Source organism: Methanoregula formicica SMSP (assembly GCF_000327485.1).
GTDB lineage: Archaea > Halobacteriota > Methanomicrobia > Methanomicrobiales > Methanospirillaceae > Methanoregula > Methanoregula formicica.
The window spans coordinates 1,321,420-1,338,563 of record NC_019943.1; the positions used below are offsets into that span (position 1 = coordinate 1,321,420).

Here is a 17,144-nt window from a genome sequence, read left to right on the forward strand (position 1 = left end):
GTGATTTTCACGTCGTTGACATTTGACACAGGCTGCTCGTGAATGAAGAGAAATATCTTTTTTTATAGACTCCGAAAACTCCGAAAACTCATTTGAAATGAGCGCCACAATTTTGACAAAATTTTACATAAACAAAATTCAGACTTAAACAGCTGGAGCATTGTTTGTACGGGTTCCCACCAAGGACAACCTTTCGGGACCTTGTGCGAGGTTGTGTAGATGGTTTGTTCTGACTCCATTCGAGAATATTCTTCTTGATGGCCGCATCAATGTCATTCATCATCTTCTGATAACAATCCGGATTTTCTGACAGATCAACCAATGGCCACGGATCTATAGAATATCTCCTATTGTGAGGATCTTTGGCTCTGATCTCCCACTCTACATTTTCTCCGGCTTGTAGTCGTGATCCGAGGTCTCGATCCTCTTGAGAAAGCTCGGACTCCTCTAATATGGATTTGGGGTCTTCCCTCTTGCTCATGAATGACTGATTGATGGTGGAATAAAAAAAGGTTGGGGGGATTAGGATGTTGTTGAGGCTGCAGCAGCCCATTGTTTACGACCGGTATAGAGTGTCGCGGGATACACATCCAGGAGATGGTATTTTTCGATGAGACGGGAGCGCTCAAGCATAGAGATTTCTCCGCTTTCGAGCATGAAGCCCTCCATACTGGAGGCGATGTTGCCCCGCATCTCATCGTCCCGGTTCAAGCCGGTGATCCGATAATACTCTTCGATGAACTCCGCCCATCGGGCCGGGACTCTGATTTTGAGTGTTGCCATTTTCTCTTTTACCATTATTACGCCTCCGCTAACAGTGGGGATCCGCCGAGAAGATCGCGATACTCAGGGAGGTCCATCGGGTCGAACGTGATCTCACCTGCAAAAATAATATTGGTTTGACCGCGGGCCACATCCTCCAGGAATGCCCGGGTGCATGGCTCGAACTCTGGGCACAGTTCGCAGTCCGGCACGTTCGGGCAGCCAGCCGCGATCATGCCGGCACCCCCCGGCCGCGCTGCGACATTGATTCCGCGATCTTATCGGCCACTTTTTTAAGGAATTTTTCATCGTCGAGTATCTTTTGAACGAGGTCCTCAGTAGCTCGATCTCCCTCTTCAATCAGGACGGGCATGGAATACGGCATGTTCTTCTCAAGGGTGTTGGTGTTGTGCTTCTGGATGAATGCCATGATGATGTTCCCGCGGTCACTTCCGGATATCTGGGAGCTCTCGCCGAGTGGAACGAAGCCGGAAGGAATCCGGCGGGTGAAGAGGAGCGCCTCGCCGCTGCCAGCGTCGGTATCGGTGCAGGCGATATGGTCGATGAACTCATCGAGTGGGTCTTTCGCCATCTTAACGGCCCTCCTCAGATACCGGCCCCTGCCACATCGATTCGAGGTCAGCATGAAGATTACTTCTGACGGCCTCCCGGACGTACTCTCCGACATCGATATCCTTATCCTCCCACTCTTGAAGGGTCACGATCATACTGACCCATTTTTTCGGGAGCCTGGCTTTTACCTCCACCATGTTCTCAGTGTTCTGCCTCAGGAGCGCCTGGGCCTCTACGTCAGTCTGATCTTTATCTGACATTAGGCGCACCCCGCTGCACGGGCCGCTGATGTACGGCAAACGATTTTCGAGATCCCTCTCATGGTGATCGGTCTGTCATCGATGGTATCACAGAGCAGATCCCCGACACGCACTCCGGACTTCAATAAGACCGTTGAAGGGCATACAGCTCCCGGCTCTATATCTCGCGATAGGACCTTTGCCAGCATCCCCATAGAGAGATCCGCTTTAAGGTCGGCAGGGATATGGAAGTCCATAATCCGGGAGAATCCCTCAGGGACCTCATCACGGAACAGGACGCAATCGATCGCGCCATTGCCGGCATGGTTGCAGGCAATATGATCAATGAGGGCTCTGAATGGGTTTTCATTGGTTTTGGCTGCCATACTCAAAACCCCGTCGCGAGTCCGGCGCGGATGTTCCGGCCAACTGATACCTGGGCAGGACGCGGGGCCTCCGGCTGGTTGTTCTTGATCCGGGAGATGTGTGCGGAGCGGATCTTCTGGTTCACGACCTGAAGGAGGGTAGTCCACGAGACCACCATATCCCCGTCGCTTGTGCTGGTCTGGATCTTGAGGGCCTTGCCGCTCACGGTCCGGCATGCGTACCCGATCTTATCAGTGACCTGAGTGCCATCGATGCCCTGCCGGATCTGCTTAACCGGGGCGGGCGGGGCGAACCGGTCGCGGACCAGGCGCTCCAGGTCCCGCGTCTCGATGATTGCTTCGTGGGTCTTGTCGAAGGCGGAATACCTGATACGAAGGGCCTGCCCGGCCATGGCGATCGAGCCGGTCCGGACGAACGGCGACCCGATGATAACGATTTTTTGTGCTGATGGCGATACACTGATGGCGGATCCTGTTCCCTGAGCTTCCAGGCGCGGGACCGGGCCGCCAATCGTTTCTGATGTTTCCTGTTGTAACATCACGCTCACCTTTTTGGTAAGTATTTCACTTACTACAATAATAAGTAAAACGTTAAAGTATAAATACATTACTTACTAAAATACTTATTATAATGCCAAAGGAAGGAAAAGGCCGGATTATTAAACTGAGTGATAAAGCGGATACGAGATACGTTTCGATCCCAGCAAAAGTTGCGAGTGATAGTCAATTCCCTTTCTCTGATGGTGAAGAGGTCCGCGTGATCATTCACCCGGATAAGAAGTGCCTCACGGTGTCGAAGATTGAATAATTAAACGGCTCTTTTCTCTACCCTCATTTTGGCAAGATTTTTGCGATATCGTTCTGCCACTTCAGGGATGGCGAATATTTCAGATTCTGTTATTTCTATCTCTTTTTGGAGCGCATCTATTTGAGCGTCGATACCTCGGGATTGCATTCGATATAGGCGCACTTTCAATGCCAACTCATCTTCCAAACGTTTGATCTCATCACCATCTCTACATTGCCTTTCATAATCACCTTTTAGTTTATCAAATGCGATCCGATTGTTCCGGATTCTTTTGCCTATTAAATCGTTCTTATCTTCCATAAGTTACTGATATCAAAAACTTGTTAAAAGGTTTTTCATTTAGAGCATTGTGAGAAGTTTCCATACCTTTTTTTCGTTACACTCCCCTCCTGACAATATGGCTAAACGAGCACAGAACCGCGGAGATCGGAAATCTCCCATATCTAAAGCAGCTCACGCGCCCGTCACCCATGCCGATGTAGATTACCTAAAGCGATTCTTCCCGGCTCACAAGGTCGATGCAGCGATAAAAGACAGGGATCTGGTACTGATCGACAAAACACCATTGAAAATGATAAAATCACCCATGCCCGCGTCAGCAGCAGCGAAACCCCCTCTGTACCGGACCAGTGCTGACATCGCACGGTACCAACGGGACTACGGGATATCACCCGAGCGCATCCAGCAGATGAAGGACGACGGGGATCTGATCGAGATCGACGAACTATTATTGAACAATATGAAATCTCCCATACCCGGAGCAGCAGTAAAAGCCCCGATCCCCGTCAATCCGACCGAGCTAGCATGGTTCCGCGAACATTTCGGAGACCAAGTCACGGCCTCTGCTCTGGCCAAGGGGAAGATCAAGATCGTTGATGAACAACCTACCCTGTACCGGACCCGCGCCGATCTTGAGCGCGTGGCGGCCCGAGAAATCCCTGGCGTGACTCCCGACCTCCTAGAGGCGATGGTACACGATGGACAGATCGTATTGATTGACAAACCATCATTGAAAAAAATGAGATCTCTTATACCCGAAGCAGCAGCAACATATCCCCTGACCCGGCAGAACATCGCCAACATCAAGCGTGATTTCCCGATGTATGCGCAGGAACTCGACGCGATGATTGCCGAGGGAGAAGTATCGATTATCGACGAACAGAAGACATGTGTATCATACATACGTGAAATTCATACCTGTAAACAGTGTAATCGGTCGATTCCAAGCGATGCGAACTATTGTCCATATTGTGCCGAACCGGTGGGGAGCCTTCAAACGAAAAGGAAATCCACATTACCCGTAAAGGATCCCCTGTACCGTACTACCGCAGAGCTGGAAGAGTATCAGAGGGTGTATGGGATCTCCCCGGAGACGATCCAGAGCATGAAGGATCGCGGCCGGTTGGTGGAGATTGATGAACAGATCGGTAATGCAAATATCAAAAACACCAGAAAAAAGAAATAACTCCCAATGGATCTGGCAGACAAGTCGTGTCTTGGAAAGCGCCCCATTCCTTTGAGTACCCTGCGCTTCTGTTGGCGTTTCTCGGTGTCGATCGATGGATTATACCCCCGCGATGAATTAGCCCTCACTCTTATCTCATATTTTTGACGTTACGTCAAGCCCGGGCCGGCAGCAACCAGCCTGATCAACCTGAGAGGACATTTTGTCCTTGCCGGATTTGTCAATCAATCAAACGATAAAAGGAGCGAACGGATCGAAGGTGCACATGTAACATGTGCAGGCATGAGGGTATGACAAACGGATGAGGCCTTGGTCGTTTGTCCGATCCTTTCGCCCGCTGAGGTGAGGTTAATCGCTGTGGTGGGCACTAGGCCCGGTCGCATAATTTGCCGGGCCCTGCAGATCCTGCCGGACCTTCAGAACCGAGACCTGGCAGCGGAAAGTGTAGACAACCGGCGACTGTTATGTCTCATAACCGGAGAGGTAGACATTTTGTCTACCACTTGGGGACGTTACGTCCCCAACCTGGTACGTACCCAATGCCGGGAAGGCCGAGAAAGTTTACCCACTCTATTATGGAGGTTTCCGTGTCAGTCAGCGTTCATCTGTGTTGATGGATGAATGGTTCCGGAATCAATTTAGGCATCTTTATGTTGTTATTAGAATACAACGGATCACATGGGCATCCTGAATTTATTTGTGAAATTATTATCCAGCACCAGTAAATCTGATCCTCGGCAATCACGATCGAGCTCTTTTAATGCCTCCGGGGGTGGACGGATTGATTACAACCAGCTCCTAAAAAATGCCGTTGCGCAATTACCCCCTGAGGCCGTGACAATCCCAAACATTGGAGTTATTGAACCGATCTGTCCTTATTGTCACAAAGCTCTGAAAAAGATGCCAACTCGAAAAACCGCATGCGAATTTTGCGGAAATGCAATCCGGGTAACAAAACGTCCATTCGATAAAAAGAAAGCACTTTTTACTGAATCACAACTGTCACAGGTAGAAGAATTAACTGCATTATATGAAGCAATAAAAAAAATGCCGAATAACCTTCGGATTTTTAAGCGTGAACTAAATGAGTATCAGGATCTGGGATTGACTCAATGGAAATTCTTAGGGTGTCATGATGAACGCGCAGCACCGATAGAGAGAGAACTCGATGGGAGAGTTGTTGAAATCGGATCCGAAGACGAGAAGAGGATGCTGGTATACCTGGTGGATCCCCGTTACCGGTTCTGTACAAACGCTGTAATCGAAAGCAGACGTAAATGACAATAAAATTGCAATAAAATTGTAATAAAATGACAATAAAATTGTCAAGCCCGGCTCGGCAGTTACCCGCCCGATCAACCGCTCGGAGAACAAACCCCCCTTTGCAGGCTTGATAGTCAATCAAACGATCAAAGGAAGAGTCGGCGAGGGGGGAGAGCCTCATCCCTCTTACCGATATCGCGGCTGGCATCGGATACACCCGCTCAGCCATCTCGAAGTGCTGACGGTCAGGCTGTCAAACGTGCATCTTCACGGGCCTTCTGGATCTTGGGATCTTCCATCTTCGTTTCGGCGATTGCAGAACTTGGTTCAACTGACGCGATGCGGGCTGCCTCGTCCATTGTTCGAGCTGCTCCGCACTCCACCAGGGTCTCGCAATATTTCTTTTTCGCGATCTCAAGCAGGTCCTTGTTGAGTTTATCCAAGACTTCTTCCGATGAGAGAATGACCATAATCAGGTCTCCACGAGGTGGTTGTAATGTTCCGGATACCAGTGCCGGCCCTTGCAGATCTGGTCCCACTCTGTTTGCGAGAGTTTGCGGCCGTGTCCCTGCCCTTCAAGAGCCAGGACGTACGTTTTACCGAAGAGTCTGATGCAATTGACGTCGACCCCAGGATGGAGCGCCCCAAGTTCGGGAATATCAGCGAGGAGGATCCACCGGACTTTTCTTTGTGGGGTGTTCGAGAAGTGAGAATAATCCACCTCTGCATAGTGGAGCCCGTTGACATTGACCAACCGGCGGAACCGGGCAAAAAAGGATTTAAGGTTATTCGTTTGGAGAAATGCCCAGCATTCATATCCCTTCTGACCGGGAAACTGAGGCTCTGGAAAATCAGTAACGATCTCAATGCCGTGTTTATCCTTCTGTACTACTGGTGCTTGGTTTTCGTTCGATTCTACTTCAGTCATGTTCTTTCATTCCTTTTTGTGAGATTGGTAAGCATGACGAGGGGACGGATTACCTTCCCCCCGAGTTTTGACAAACGATTCGAGGAAGACCGCAATGACAATGCGGCGGGCTCTGTTGAGACACGGCATTACCCCTCCCCAGGAATCACTCAAGAAAGGAGGATATTGCCCATGTGTTCCGAACATCATCACCCGGATATTCATATTGTGGTACACCTCAGCACGGTCGCCGCTACCTCTTGGGCCTGCCGTATTGCCCCGCGCTTGATCCGAACATCCTGACTCTGACGGGCCTCCATAATGGCTGCGGCGAGCTCTGCCGTAAGTGCGTGCAAAACTTCGAGGGCCTTTTCGTTATCCGGTACCCGAAGGACGTGCCCTTGTTGCTTATGTCGTGCGATAGCGTGGCGGGACACGCAATAGCGTGCAGCGATATCCAGGATTGTGGACTTTTCCCCGGCTATGGCAAGATCGATCTCCTTTCTTTTCGGATGCTGACAAATTGTGCATGGGCGGCCTTTCATGTGCTTCCTCCAGATTTTTCCATGAAAATGGATCGATATTTTTCAAATGGTGCGATATGGTTCGGTTCATTCGTCGTGGACCCGATGGATCGAATCGATCTGTTCCAGTCAAATCGACCCCCCTTTAGGGCGCTCAATAATTCTGAATAACGCAGTATACTACCGACGTAATGTCGCGGATTATATCTGAGCTGTCCGACGACGGTTTTGATAAAACGGGTAAAATGTCGCGTTATGCCGCGGTATACCAGACGTGAAACGGTGATCACAACCACGCACATGCGCAGAAAATTGCGCACTATTGCGCGTTTGCCACGTCTGAAAAGGTGAAATTGATCTGCGCAAATTGTCCCGCTATGTCCCGATATTTTTCCATATGCGGGGAATTTTAAGGGAAAATTGCGGCCTTCACGACTTGCATAACCGTTTGATTGCTGATGGAAAAGGATCCCGTCCGGTGCTGCCAACCATGGACGTTTTGTCCATGGTGATGTTGGCGTCATCGCGGGCCCCCTGCAGCTTGCCAGGCCGTCCGGAATGCTTCAGCGTCCGGGACCTTGGCCGGGTTATTTCCGTAGCTGAGGAGGACGTCTGTCAGTTCTTCTCTGGTTTTCCCCGTGTATGCAGGGTATGCAGGATTGGAGCCGTTTACTTTTTCATTACGTGTACCGGTACCTTCCTTTTCTTCTGTACTTCCTTTTAAATTAGAAATACCCTGAATATCCTGCATATCGGATACTTTTTCACGCCGTTCACCGGGGGAGATATGCAGGGTATGCTGGTTATCAGCATCTTTCCTTACAGCATCCGGGAAAATGGGAGAGAGGTTCTTGAGTTTGAAACCCTGGTAACAATGCTCCTGCCGGCCATTGATTTTCGGGTACGCATCGATCGCCCCTGCCTGTTTCAGGAGCTCGGTGATATCCTTCTGGGACTCGACCTCGAACTCCGCATCATGGCAATATTCCACATAGGAGGCGTACAGATCTCTCTTCACCAACACGGCCCCTTTGCAGCGTTCCAGGCAGTCCCGGATGAATGCATAGCCGCTAGAGGCATCGCTCAGCCAATCGCGCTCTACGTTCGTTGTGGTGATGAGATCCTTTGACTTGATGATCGCGGTCATGCGCTCGATGATCAGGAGCAAAAAGCCTGAGATGAACTCATCTGTGAAGAGCCGGGTATCATAGTCAGGGTCCCGGGTAAATGACCGTTCGAAGTTCACCGCGATCCAGCGGGACCACCAGGCATCATCCCCGCCTTTAATTTTCGGGTACCTGTTGGCAGAAAAGAGAAAGACCGCCCGATTCACCATCGAGTAAGGATCCTTGTGCTTTCGTTCTACGGTAACAGCATCCCCACCGGTCAATGCCTTGAACAAGCCTATGTTACCGATCTTCGAGTCTGCCAGATCTGCATAGGCGTTTACGATCTTCCCGTCAAGATCTGCGAGTCGGAACCGGTCGAAGAGGAGGTCATGGAGGCTGATATTCGAACAGGTCCCCGGGCCGAAGAGACAATGAGTGACAAGCCGGATAAACGTGCTCTTCCCGCTGTCCCGGTCCCCCTTCAGGAAATACGCCCGCTTGTATACCCGGCCGAGCATCGAAAGGAGCGAGTGAGCGGGGATCTGGAGCAGGAGGTCCTTATCGACCCCAAGGGAATTGAGATACTCGATCACGGCCCCGGTCTTGGCGGCGGGGTCATACTTCGCCCGGATCTTGTAATTGAATCTGTATTCGGAGGAGTGGTTGACGAGGCTTGCCGTGCCGGTCTCGAGGTCCAGCAAGAGGACTCCATTCTCCAGAGGGATTGCGTTCGGGGATTGGTTGAAAGGATATTCAAGATTCGGGGAGTCGAAAAGAATGTAGTGCTTTACCTGGGCCGTGGCTGTTGTGACTTTTTCTTTGGCACCCATCCCCCGATATTGCAGGACGGTCTGAATCTGGCTTTCGAGCTGCCCTTTATCCTCACGGAAAATTCCGTCCCGGTACCGGAACACCGCTCCATTGAATGACAGGAGATCTCCATTTCGGAGGAGCTCCTGAGCAATCCCGTAATAATCGACGCCTTCGCGTTTCTCATCGGCTACTTTTTCAGCGGTGACCCGCTCCACTTCTTTCTTTCGGGCTGCCTCACATCCGGCAGCGATTCGGGCCTGCTCTTCATCAGTGAAAATGAGATCGGATGGCGGCGGCGTCATATGGCGTATCCCTTCTTCTGCATGAGTGCCAGGCATTCAGTGATGAGATCCTTCTCAGGTCGCAAATCATATCCGAAAACCGAAGTTCCATGGCGGGCCTCAAGCGCGGTCAGGAGCTCCCAGCCGGACCGGGCCCCGAACGGGAGGAATGGCGTTCGGCCGGGCGGGACATAGGCCTCCATCAACCGGTCACCCCGGTTTCCTGAGTGGGAGGGAATGGGAGCAGGCCTCTCAAGTGTGATATGCCGTTCGGACCGATCGAAGGCTCGATCCTATTGAAGACGTGCTCTCTAAGGCGGGGAGGTAAAAACGCGGCAGCATCTATCCATGAACGGAGCTGGCCGGGCGTGGTGATGCGTCCCTCCTGGATGAGTTCGATGAGCACCTCGGCGCGGCGTGATGCGGACCCGCTCATGATCGGATCCTCCCGGCCTGCACGAGCTCAGCAACAGACATCTCCGACTCCGGAGAGTTCAAGAAAAAGAGTTCACGGATTCTGAGTGTTTGGCCCGGGGTCAGGCGCTGGGGATCCCACTGGACGCTTTCGAGCAGGAGGATTGCGCCGGCCCGTTTGACAGGTGTAAAATCAGGAGAGGGCGGGCGCTCCATATAATTCTCCTGTCGCTGCCACACGCGATGGTGTAACGATTGGCTGGTTGTTATCGTTGCTCTCTACGAGGAGCCAGTGCCCACGCTTGATTGCGGACAACGCTGCCATTTTTCTTAAGGGATCGAGCTGCTCAAGCACATCGCGGCGGATGCGGAAGGCGGGAGTTGCGGGAATAATCGTCCCACTCATTGGGGCCTCCCGACCTGCTCATAGATGATCCGGTTTTGATCGTCGAATTTGACGGAAAATTTATCTCCGCGCTGGAGACCCATCCGATTGCGGATCTCTTGGGGAACGACCACAACCATTGATTGGCTGAGCATCATTCCCCGAACAACACTACAAAGTTGTTCCATATTTGTATATGAGGACTCTTACCAATATATACCAATAAGAAATGTTATATACTGACAACGTTGTTAGTATTATTCAAGGTAGTTATTATCATGTCAAATATCGAACCCCGCACTCAAAAAAGAACAAAAACTCTGCCCGAAAATCAAACTAAAATTCTATTGCATATTGCCCTTAATGGTCCGATAGATGCATATCGCATGAATAAAGAATTATCCTTCAAATTATCAACGACACAACTCGCATTTAAGACCCTGAGGGAAATGGGACTAATTAAATTAAAAGACACGATAAAGGGGAAAACTGATCAAAATAGGAAAATCTACGATCTTACGCCGTATGGATTTTGTTTAGTTACGGGTGCAATGATTGAGAACAATTCTGTCGTGTCTTTCGATGAAGTGAGTAAATTTCTAAAAATTCACAAAGAGCTTTTTCCTGATCTATTGGAGAAATGGGATTTTTTTATTAATAATTCAAAGGATTATTTTTCCCACAATCCTGTTGAATGGCAACAACCTGTTTACATGGTCCATATTCCCGATATTTCGACCCAAATTTGGTGTGATATTTTACGTCATACATGTAATTCGGTAAAAAACTCATATCATTGGAGTGGTAAGGAAGTAACTGTTGAGATGATTTGTGATGAGTATAGACAGACCCTGGTTAATGAATTGTATGAAGATCAGTACGGTCCATATATCGATGGGTTCGTTTATTCCTTGAAACAAGATAAAGAATTATGGGACGAATTGGTACCCGAAGTACAATCGTTTATTGATGACTTTAAAGAGAGAATTGTGAGACTTGAAAAAATAATAGAATAATGATCAATTCCCTTCATTTTACGCGCTCCCGTGAATTTCTTCTCTCTTACAGACCCTCTTTCTTTATCACCGCCATCTCTGCCCTGAGCTGGGCCATCTCTGTTTGGATCCGCTGCATCTCCGTTTGGTACTCCGGCAGGGCCTCCGCTTGCCGCTGGGCCTCAGCCAGCTCTTGAGCTACCTGGTCGGTCAGTGTCATCGAGCAGATTTTACAAAACCGAGAATCACTCGGGTTGGAGGTCTTGCACCGCGGACAGATGATCGGGGCCATAGGATCCAAGGCCGGCTCCTCATCGTTCAGCTTCCCCTCTACCTGGAGGATCTTGTTGTCGATATCACGGCTGGAGAGGTGGACGTAAACCGCAGCCATTGCGGATTTTGAGGACCACCCGGCATACTGCCTGAGTTCTGCCTCAGTGAGTTGTCTTCCCCGGGAGGTGAGGCGACCATGCCGGAATGCGTGAGGGTTCGTGTTCTTCGGGCAGCCTGAGAGATCGCCCAGCCGTGCAAAGAGGTTCTGCACCCGGCGCGGCGTCAGTCTCGTGGGCGTTGTGCTTCCCCTCCTTCTGGATGTGACGAATAAAGGGGCGTCCGGGTCGTTCCGCATCGGGTGAATATTGCACCAGGCCTGCAGGTCCGGGACCGCTGACACCAACCGGATATTGCGCCTGCCGGTTTTCCCGTTCACTGAGATCACCGCCCCGTACTGGTCGAACGTGACATGACCGACATTGCAGCTCAGGACCTCCGAGATCCGGGCCGCGGAGTCCCACACGACCGCGACCAGGGCCCGGTCCCGCTGGTTTTCGCAGGTCTCAAGCAGGCTCCGGACGTTATCCGATGCGAGGACCTTCTCCGGGCGGATATCGTTCTTGGGCCGTTGCGGTTTGAAGGTGATGATCTCCCGGTCCGGTACCAGCCAGTGATAGAAAACGGAGAGCTCCTGGATATCCCCGTACGCTGTGGCCGCTGATTTCGTTTGCTTCCGGTGCAGGTAGAAGTTCTCCAGGTCCTCAGTGCTGGCCGTCTTCGCGTCCTTCATGTCGAACCAGAGCAGGAAGCCGTATACCTTCCAGAGTTTCGTGGTGATCGTGGTCTGCTGGATGTTCCGGAGCTGCATGTGCCGGAGGTACTCGGAGAAGTATTTCTGATTAATATAATCCAGTTTTTTGTATTTCCCCAGCAGGTCCATGAAAGATAATAGTATCAGGTCATTTATAGTCCCTTTGTTTACCGCTATATTGAGGGGCTAGTCCCGCAGGGGTTCGCCGGTTCGAATCCGGCTCCTCGCATCCGGCTTTTGATAGGTATTTCGTACATTTTGAACTCTTCTTGTACTACCGCATTGTTCTCAATGCTTCCCTAAATTGCAAGGCGCGTCTGTATCCCACGAGTAAAAACTACGATACGGGAACTGTTGCTTTTAAAAACCTCTGAAAACCGCATGGCGTTTGAGCCGTTGCAGGCGGAAGTGTTTATTTGTTCAGCGTTTTTTTTCGTCTGTAATACAATCCCGCTGTTCCTGTAAATCCTTTTTAAGATAAATCATATCAACAAGTTGTATGTCACCCTCAAAAATCGGGTGATCGTAATTGTCGGCAAAGAAATTTTTTACCCGATGTGAGGTTTCAAATCCACAACGTTCATAAAACGACAGGATTGCCGGCGTTTCTCCTGTCCCGACAAGCATTGTTTTGTAGTCGTTTTTGTAGAAATCAAAAATGAATTGTATCAATGCTCTTCCGTACCCTTTGCCCTGACAGTTCTCGTATGTTGCTATGTTTTTCAGTTCGCAGGTTTCGCTGGTTACCGGCACGACAACGCAAACACTTTTCAAATCATCGTCATATAAAGCAAACAAGTCACCACCCGGCAAATACTTGTCAATCATGGTTTCCTGCTCGTCTGCCAGCAGCAATAAGTCAAGGAACTGTTTCTTATTCTCGATAATTTTCTCGATTTTCACCATATCTCTGTTGTTTCCTCATGTGTCCGGTTTAATTTTCCGTCGTATCGCCCGCATTACCGCTAACGAGGGTATTCCCGCCATAGGGCGTGCTGCATTTTTCCTGCGTCATCCTGTTCCTGACCATTTTTCTCTGAAAGGCGATGAGAAAACTCCCGATGTAAAATGGATCGTTTCCATCCCTTCAACCACCAGGATCGAAAATGAGAAAACCTCCTCGCATCAGGCTTTTTTCTTGGATTGTTGTGGAAGGGTATCTGCGGTTTCAACAAACCGGTACGCCCCTTTCGGGATGGTTATGGCAAACCGGGCACCTTTGCCGTATTCCCCGATCTCCAGAATCGTCATACCGGTGATGGCAAGGATCTCCTTGGCAAGGAACATCCCAAGGCCGGTATTCTTGCCAAAGCCCCGGTTAAAGACAAGAGGCTTGTCTTTTTGGGGGACACCCTGCCCATTGTCTTCATAGAAGCAGGTAAGGCACTCATCGGACTCATGGAACGAGAGCCGGATCCTGTCCATTGTTGTACCTCCATGGCGAAGGGAGTTGTCAACAAGGTTATAGAAGACCTTCGTCAGCAGCGGGTCAGCCAGTACCTCGACATCAGTCCGCTCTGCTTCTATCCGGACATCCTTTAAGACAAGACCCCGCGTGGACTTGATTAGTTGCGCATTCATGTTCTGCCACGACGGCGCTATCATGCCCATCGTCTGGTAGTCCCGGGTGAAGGTGATCTGTTCTTCGATGGTAGTGACAACTTTCATCTGCTTCCTGATGAGTTCCAGTTTCTCGGGGTCGTCTTCATTGTCCTGGGCCAGGTCATGGTAGGCACGGAGCGCGCCAAGCTGGTTGAGGATATCATGGCGGGTGATGCTTGAGAGAAGCTGGAGCTTGGCATGGGCTGTCCTGAGCCCGCTCTCGGCTAATCTCCGGTCGGTGATATCTTCGGTTGTCCCTTCAAGGGTAAGGATCTCACCGTGATCGTCTGGAATCCCTCGCGCGTTTATCGTAAGCCAGATATGTTCCCCGTCCCTCTGTATGAACTCAATATCCATTGCCCGGATCGCCTCGCCTTTTGTGATCCGTCCAGTGACGATGTCCCGGTCCTTTGGATTGGCATACAGGTCACACATGGACCGGACCGATTGTTTCATCTCGTCGGGAGAGGAGTACCCGAAAATCCATGCAAAGGCCGGGTTGATCTCGATGATGCTTCCATCCGGGGCAGTCCGGTAAATGCCCAGGATCGCATTTTCGAAGATATTCCGGTACCGGGTCTCGCTTGCCCTGAGGGCAGCCTCGTTTCGTAACAGTTCTTCGTGGTGGTGCCGGAGTTCTTCTTCGATGGCGGTCAGTTCTTCAAAGGACGCCGCAAGGTCTTCGTTCTTCCTGAGCAGCGATTCCTGCATCTGCCGGAGTTCGGAAATATCTTCGACAATACAGACAACACGGAAGAATGTCCCGTGCTGGTCTTTGAGCCCGCTTGCACTGACACTGGCATCGAGGCTGGTCCCGTCCTTCTTTTGCATCCGGTAGATCTGGTTCCGCGACGAGCCGGTGGTCAGCGCCTGCCGGAAATATTCCTTTGCGGTATCTGCATAATCCCCGTGGACAAGGGACGCAAACGGTTTTCCGATAATCTCGCTCTTGTCGTACTGCAGCACATCATTCATCCTGCGGTTGCAGTCGACAATGATGCCCTGCCGGTTGACCGAGATGATCAGGTAAGGCGCAGCATCGAAGATATGCCGGAACTTCTTCTCGTTTCGTGCCAGTTTCTCTTCAGCATTTTTGAGACGGCTGATATCCGTCACCATGGCAAACGAACCGGAAAAACGCCCTGCATCATCGAAGATCGGGGAACCGGATACCAAAAACCAGCAGGTAGTCCCATCTTTCCGGATAAACCGGCACTCGAACTGTTCGCTTATGCCGGCGATCCGGTTCTGTCTCCTTATTGCATGGTCCTTTGCATGCTCCTCTGCCATGAAACTGGTGATGCTTGATCCCAGGATCTCCTCTTCTGAATAGCCGAGGAACTCCGTGAGTTTCCGGTTGACGAACGTGGTGTTGAAGTCAGAATCAAGCATCCAGATGCCTTCGTTTGCCGTCTCGACAATGCAGCGGTACTTTTCCTCGCTGGCTTTGAGGGCCGCCTCGTTTTTCAGCAGGATTTCATGGTGGTGGCGGAGTTCCTCTTCGATGGCGGTCAGTTCCTCAAAGGAGGCTGCCAAATCCTCGTTCTTTCTGAGCAGTGAATCCTGCATCTCCCGGAGTTCGGTGATATCCTCGATGACGCAGACAATCCTGAAGAATGTCCCATGTTGGTCCTTAAGCCCGCTGGAACTGAGGCTGACACCGATCTCCGTCCCATCTTTCCTCTGCATGCTGAATGTCTGGTTTTTTGCTGAACCGGTTGTCAGCGTCTGCCGGAAATGCTCCTGCACTTTGGCATTATCATCCCCACACAGGAGGGAGTCAAACGGCATTCCGAGGATCTCGCTCTTCTCGTACTGCAGCACATCCTGGATCTTGCGGTTGCAGTCAACAATGACTCCCTGCCGGTTGACCGAGATGATCAGGTAGGGTGCGGCATCGAAGATATGCCGGAACTTCTTCTCGTTTCTCGCCAGTTTGTCCTCAGCAGCCTTGAGGCTGCTGATATCCGTGACCATAGCAAACGAGCCGGTAAAATTGCCCGACGTGTCGACAGAAGGAGAGCCGGAGACAAGGAGCCAGCAGGTACTTCCGTCTTTCCGGATGAACCGGCATTCGAACTGTTCGCTCTTCCCCTCCTTCCAGTTCTTCTTTCGGACACCGTAATCCCGGGCGTGCTCCGCTCCCATGAGGCTGGTGATCTTCTTCCCGATCAGTTCATGCTCTGAATACCCGAGGAATTCGGCGAATTTCCGGTTGATGAAGGAGATGGAAAAGTCTTTGTCCAGCGCCCAGATCCCTTCGTTTGCCGTCTCGACGATCCTGCGGTACTTCTCCTCGCTCTGGCGCAGAGCGTCCCCGCTCCGTTTCAGTTCATCGTAGTTTGCCCTGAGTTCCTCTTCCTGTCCTGTCAGCTGTTCGTACGCTGCCGCAAGCTCCACGTTTGTCTTGTGGAGTTCTGCCTCTGCCCGTTTCCTCCGCTCGTCGTCTTCCCGGGCACGGAGCGCAAAAGTCAGGTCATGGGCCATCTCTTCAAGAAGGGAGACGATCTGGTCGTCAAAGAACCCGGTCTCGGGGGCGCAGAGCGTGAGGGCACCGGCATAGCGCGTACCGCGTGCAAAGGGGATTGCCGCGATGGCCTGGTATCCCCTGCGGATCGCCTCGGCTTTCCATGGATACGAACACGGATCTTCCGGGAGGGAATTATAGATCGTGCATTTTCCCGAGCGGAATGCTGCAAGCGTTGGGCTGCACTCGGGATCCTTCGCATCGGGTGCTGTGGTCAGGTTCTCCAGGTAACCATCCGTGTGCCCGTACGAGGCAATGGGGCCGATGGTATCGGACCCGCCGGCGATACCGGCCCATGCCATCCGGAACCCGCCGCTCTCAACCGAGATTTTGCAGATCTCCTCGAGCAGGTCAGGCACTTTTGTGTTCCGCACAATGGCCTTGTTGGTTGCACTCAGGAGGGAATAGAGCCGGTTGAGCCGGTAGATATGGAACTCCCCCTGCCGGTGCTCGTGTGCGGTGATGATCTTCCGCGCAAGTTCGGTGAACTGGGGTTTGGGTGCACCGCCCTTCTGCATGTAGAAGTCCGCACCGTACTCGAATGCCTCAACCGCTACTTCCTCCCGCCCTTTGCCGGTAAAAATGATGAACGGCAGTTTCGGGAACTGCCTCCGTAAGCTCTTCAAAAACTCGATGCCGTCCATCTCCGGCATCTGGTAATCGGAGACGACTACGTCGTAGTGGGAGGTGGAGAGGAGTTCGAGTGCACGTGAGACAGAGGTTGTTATGTCGACTTTGAGTTTGCCCGTCCGCTCAAGGTAGGTCTTGCCAATGTCAAGGAGCACTTCTTCATCATCTACATAAAGGACTGAAATCATATGCAAGCGTCCTGGCACGAGACGATGCCCCGGGCTGTAACCGTGTACGGTTTAATCGCAGGAGCTGATATACAACTCGGTTTTATCCTGCGGAAAAAAAGAATAATCTGGGCATATTTTTCTGTGAATCTATGCAATCCTGCGGATTTTATCCCTTTTGCCGGGGGAAATGTCAAAAAAATTTCGTCT

20 protein-coding genes are annotated in these 17,144 nt (G+C 51.2%); 4 read left to right on the forward strand and 16 right to left on the reverse strand.

The window, feature by feature from the left end; translation table 11 throughout:
* Window positions 1-522 precede the first annotated feature (522 nt).
* The 7 genes from METFOR_RS06760 to METFOR_RS06790 form a co-directional block, all read right to left on the reverse strand.
* Complete coding sequence (locus tag METFOR_RS06760; protein WP_015285368.1) at window positions 523-798, reverse strand: hypothetical protein; 276 nt, start codon at window positions 796-798, stop codon at window positions 523-525.
* 2 nt (window positions 799-800) lie between these two features.
* Window positions 801-998, reverse strand: a complete 198-nt coding sequence (locus METFOR_RS06765) for a hypothetical protein (protein ID WP_015285369.1) — start codon at window positions 996-998, stop codon at window positions 801-803.
* Window positions 995-1,354, reverse strand: coding sequence for a hypothetical protein (locus METFOR_RS06770; protein ID WP_015285370.1), 360 nt, complete (start codon window positions 1,352-1,354; stop codon window positions 995-997). The genes METFOR_RS06765 and METFOR_RS06770 overlap by 4 nt, the downstream gene beginning before the upstream one ends.
* A gap of 1 nt (window position 1,355) precedes the next feature.
* Window positions 1,356-1,595 carry a hypothetical protein gene (locus METFOR_RS06775; protein WP_015285371.1) on the reverse strand — a complete coding sequence of 80 codons (240 nt, stop codon included), beginning with the start codon at window positions 1,593-1,595 and terminating at the stop codon, window positions 1,356-1,358.
* Entirely contained in the window at window positions 1,595-1,960 is a 366-nt protein-coding gene (locus METFOR_RS06780) for a hypothetical protein (protein WP_048110854.1), read from the reverse strand. The genes METFOR_RS06775 and METFOR_RS06780 overlap by 1 nt, the downstream gene beginning before the upstream one ends.
* A 2-nt stretch (window positions 1,961-1,962) precedes the next feature.
* The gene (locus METFOR_RS06785; RefSeq protein ID WP_048110855.1) at window positions 1,963-2,499 is read right to left on the reverse strand and encodes a hypothetical protein; all 537 of its coding nucleotides are present in this window, start codon (window positions 2,497-2,499) and stop codon (window positions 1,963-1,965) included.
* A 269-nt stretch (window positions 2,500-2,768) separates the two neighbouring features.
* Window positions 2,769-3,068, reverse strand: a complete 300-nt coding sequence (locus tag METFOR_RS06790) for a hypothetical protein (RefSeq protein ID WP_048110856.1) — start codon at window positions 3,066-3,068, stop codon at window positions 2,769-2,771.
* Window positions 3,069-3,165: 97 nt separating this feature from the next.
* Here METFOR_RS06790 and METFOR_RS06795 point away from each other — a divergent pair, with 97 nt between their 5' ends.
* On the forward strand, window positions 3,166-4,233 hold the full coding sequence (locus METFOR_RS06795; protein ID WP_015285375.1) for a zinc ribbon domain-containing protein: 1,068 nt from the start codon (window positions 3,166-3,168) through the stop codon (window positions 4,231-4,233).
* 678 nt (window positions 4,234-4,911) lie between these two features.
* Window positions 4,912-5,514 carry a hypothetical protein gene (locus tag METFOR_RS06800; RefSeq protein WP_015285376.1) on the forward strand — a complete coding sequence of 201 codons (603 nt, stop codon included), beginning with the start codon at window positions 4,912-4,914 and terminating at the stop codon, window positions 5,512-5,514.
* 227 nt (window positions 5,515-5,741) lie between these two features.
* Here METFOR_RS06800 and METFOR_RS06805 read toward each other — a convergent pair whose 3' ends face one another.
* Window positions 5,742-5,966, reverse strand: coding sequence for a hypothetical protein (locus METFOR_RS06805; protein ID WP_015285377.1), 225 nt, complete (start codon window positions 5,964-5,966; stop codon window positions 5,742-5,744).
* 26 nt (window positions 5,967-5,992) lie between these two features.
* On the opposite strand from METFOR_RS06805, the gene METFOR_RS15305 reads away from it, so the two are divergent.
* Window positions 5,993-6,706, forward strand: a complete 714-nt coding sequence (locus tag METFOR_RS15305; protein WP_148277621.1) for a hypothetical protein — start codon at window positions 5,993-5,995, stop codon at window positions 6,704-6,706.
* Window positions 6,707-7,447: 741 nt separating this feature from the next.
* Here the strand turns inward: METFOR_RS15305 and METFOR_RS06820 are convergent.
* From METFOR_RS06820 to METFOR_RS06840, 5 genes are read right to left on the reverse strand one after another with little or no spacing between them, the layout of a single operon-like run.
* The gene (locus METFOR_RS06820; RefSeq protein ID WP_015285381.1) at window positions 7,448-9,151 is read right to left on the reverse strand and encodes a DNA primase family protein; all 1,704 of its coding nucleotides are present in this window, start codon (window positions 9,149-9,151) and stop codon (window positions 7,448-7,450) included.
* Entirely contained in the window at window positions 9,148-9,333 is a 186-nt protein-coding gene (locus METFOR_RS06825) for a hypothetical protein (protein ID WP_015285382.1), read from the reverse strand. Before METFOR_RS06825 ends, METFOR_RS06820 begins: the two co-directional genes overlap by 4 nt.
* Window positions 9,333-9,566 carry a hypothetical protein gene (locus METFOR_RS06830; protein ID WP_015285383.1) on the reverse strand — a complete coding sequence of 78 codons (234 nt, stop codon included), beginning with the start codon at window positions 9,564-9,566 and terminating at the stop codon, window positions 9,333-9,335. Before METFOR_RS06830 ends, METFOR_RS06825 begins: the two co-directional genes overlap by 1 nt.
* The gene (locus METFOR_RS06835) at window positions 9,563-9,760 is read right to left on the reverse strand and encodes a hypothetical protein (RefSeq protein ID WP_015285384.1); all 198 of its coding nucleotides are present in this window, start codon (window positions 9,758-9,760) and stop codon (window positions 9,563-9,565) included. Before METFOR_RS06835 ends, METFOR_RS06830 begins: the two co-directional genes overlap by 4 nt.
* A complete protein-coding gene (locus METFOR_RS06840) occupies window positions 9,738-9,950 on the reverse strand; it encodes a hypothetical protein (RefSeq protein WP_015285385.1) in 213 nt (70 codons plus the stop codon). The genes METFOR_RS06835 and METFOR_RS06840 overlap by 23 nt, the downstream gene beginning before the upstream one ends.
* A 257-nt stretch (window positions 9,951-10,207) precedes the next feature.
* Here METFOR_RS06840 and METFOR_RS06845 point away from each other — a divergent pair, with 257 nt between their 5' ends.
* On the forward strand, window positions 10,208-10,945 hold the full coding sequence (locus METFOR_RS06845; RefSeq protein WP_015285386.1) for a hypothetical protein: 738 nt from the start codon (window positions 10,208-10,210) through the stop codon (window positions 10,943-10,945).
* Between the two features lie 46 nt (window positions 10,946-10,991).
* On the opposite strand, the gene METFOR_RS06850 is transcribed toward METFOR_RS06845, so the two are convergent.
* The 3 genes from METFOR_RS06850 to METFOR_RS14510 all read right to left on the reverse strand — a co-directional run bounded on the left by METFOR_RS06850 (window position 10,992) and on the right by METFOR_RS14510 (window position 16,955).
* Window positions 10,992-12,137 carry a tyrosine-type recombinase/integrase gene (locus METFOR_RS06850; protein WP_015285387.1) on the reverse strand — a complete coding sequence of 382 codons (1,146 nt, stop codon included), beginning with the start codon at window positions 12,135-12,137 and terminating at the stop codon, window positions 10,992-10,994.
* A 291-nt stretch (window positions 12,138-12,428) separates the two neighbouring features.
* Window positions 12,429-12,914, reverse strand: coding sequence for a GNAT family N-acetyltransferase (locus tag METFOR_RS06855; RefSeq protein WP_015285388.1), 486 nt, complete (start codon window positions 12,912-12,914; stop codon window positions 12,429-12,431).
* A gap of 219 nt (window positions 12,915-13,133) precedes the next feature.
* A complete protein-coding gene (locus METFOR_RS14510) occupies window positions 13,134-16,955 on the reverse strand; it encodes a PAS domain S-box protein (RefSeq protein WP_015285389.1) in 3,822 nt (1,273 codons plus the stop codon).
* Window positions 16,956-17,144 lie beyond the last annotated feature (189 nt).

What these genes read in the sequence shown, in the direction of transcription:
- METFOR_RS06760 (WP_015285368.1), bottom strand. Translation starts at nt 798, where the DNA reads ATGGTAAAAGAGAAAATGGCAACACTCAAAATCAGAGTCCCGGCCCGA.
- METFOR_RS06765 (WP_015285369.1), bottom strand. Translation starts at nt 998, where the DNA reads ATGATCGCGGCTGGCTGCCCGAACGTGCCGGACTGCGAACTGTGCCCA.
- METFOR_RS06770 (WP_015285370.1), bottom strand. Translation starts at nt 1,354, where the DNA reads ATGGCGAAAGACCCACTCGATGAGTTCATCGACCATATCGCCTGCACC.
- METFOR_RS06775 (WP_015285371.1), bottom strand. Translation starts at nt 1,595, where the DNA reads ATGTCAGATAAAGATCAGACTGACGTAGAGGCCCAGGCGCTCCTGAGG.
- METFOR_RS06780 (WP_048110854.1), bottom strand. Translation starts at nt 1,960, where the DNA reads ATGGCAGCCAAAACCAATGAAAACCCATTCAGAGCCCTCATTGATCAT.
- METFOR_RS06785 (WP_048110855.1), bottom strand. Translation starts at nt 2,499, where the DNA reads ATGTTACAACAGGAAACATCAGAAACGATTGGCGGCCCGGTCCCGCGC.
- METFOR_RS06790 (WP_048110856.1), bottom strand. Translation starts at nt 3,068, where the DNA reads ATGGAAGATAAGAACGATTTAATAGGCAAAAGAATCCGGAACAATCGG.
- METFOR_RS06795 (WP_015285375.1), top strand. Translation starts at nt 3,166, where the DNA reads ATGGCTAAACGAGCACAGAACCGCGGAGATCGGAAATCTCCCATATCT.
- METFOR_RS06800 (WP_015285376.1), top strand. Translation starts at nt 4,912, where the DNA reads ATGGGCATCCTGAATTTATTTGTGAAATTATTATCCAGCACCAGTAAA.
- METFOR_RS06805 (WP_015285377.1), bottom strand. Translation starts at nt 5,966, where the DNA reads ATGGTCATTCTCTCATCGGAAGAAGTCTTGGATAAACTCAACAAGGAC.
- METFOR_RS15305 (WP_148277621.1), top strand. Translation starts at nt 5,993, where the DNA reads ATGTTCCGGATACCAGTGCCGGCCCTTGCAGATCTGGTCCCACTCTGT.
- METFOR_RS06820 (WP_015285381.1), bottom strand. Translation starts at nt 9,151, where the DNA reads ATGACGCCGCCGCCATCCGATCTCATTTTCACTGATGAAGAGCAGGCC.
- METFOR_RS06825 (WP_015285382.1), bottom strand. Translation starts at nt 9,333, where the DNA reads ATGGAGGCCTATGTCCCGCCCGGCCGAACGCCATTCCTCCCGTTCGGG.
- METFOR_RS06830 (WP_015285383.1), bottom strand. Translation starts at nt 9,566, where the DNA reads ATGAGCGGGTCCGCATCACGCCGCGCCGAGGTGCTCATCGAACTCATC.
- METFOR_RS06835 (WP_015285384.1), bottom strand. Translation starts at nt 9,760, where the DNA reads ATGGAGCGCCCGCCCTCTCCTGATTTTACACCTGTCAAACGGGCCGGC.
- METFOR_RS06840 (WP_015285385.1), bottom strand. Translation starts at nt 9,950, where the DNA reads ATGAGTGGGACGATTATTCCCGCAACTCCCGCCTTCCGCATCCGCCGC.
- METFOR_RS06845 (WP_015285386.1), top strand. Translation starts at nt 10,208, where the DNA reads ATGTCAAATATCGAACCCCGCACTCAAAAAAGAACAAAAACTCTGCCC.
- METFOR_RS06850 (WP_015285387.1), bottom strand. Translation starts at nt 12,137, where the DNA reads ATGGACCTGCTGGGGAAATACAAAAAACTGGATTATATTAATCAGAAA.
- METFOR_RS06855 (WP_015285388.1), bottom strand. Translation starts at nt 12,914, where the DNA reads ATGGTGAAAATCGAGAAAATTATCGAGAATAAGAAACAGTTCCTTGAC.
- METFOR_RS14510 (WP_015285389.1), bottom strand. Translation starts at nt 16,955, where the DNA reads ATGATTTCAGTCCTTTATGTAGATGATGAAGAAGTGCTCCTTGACATT.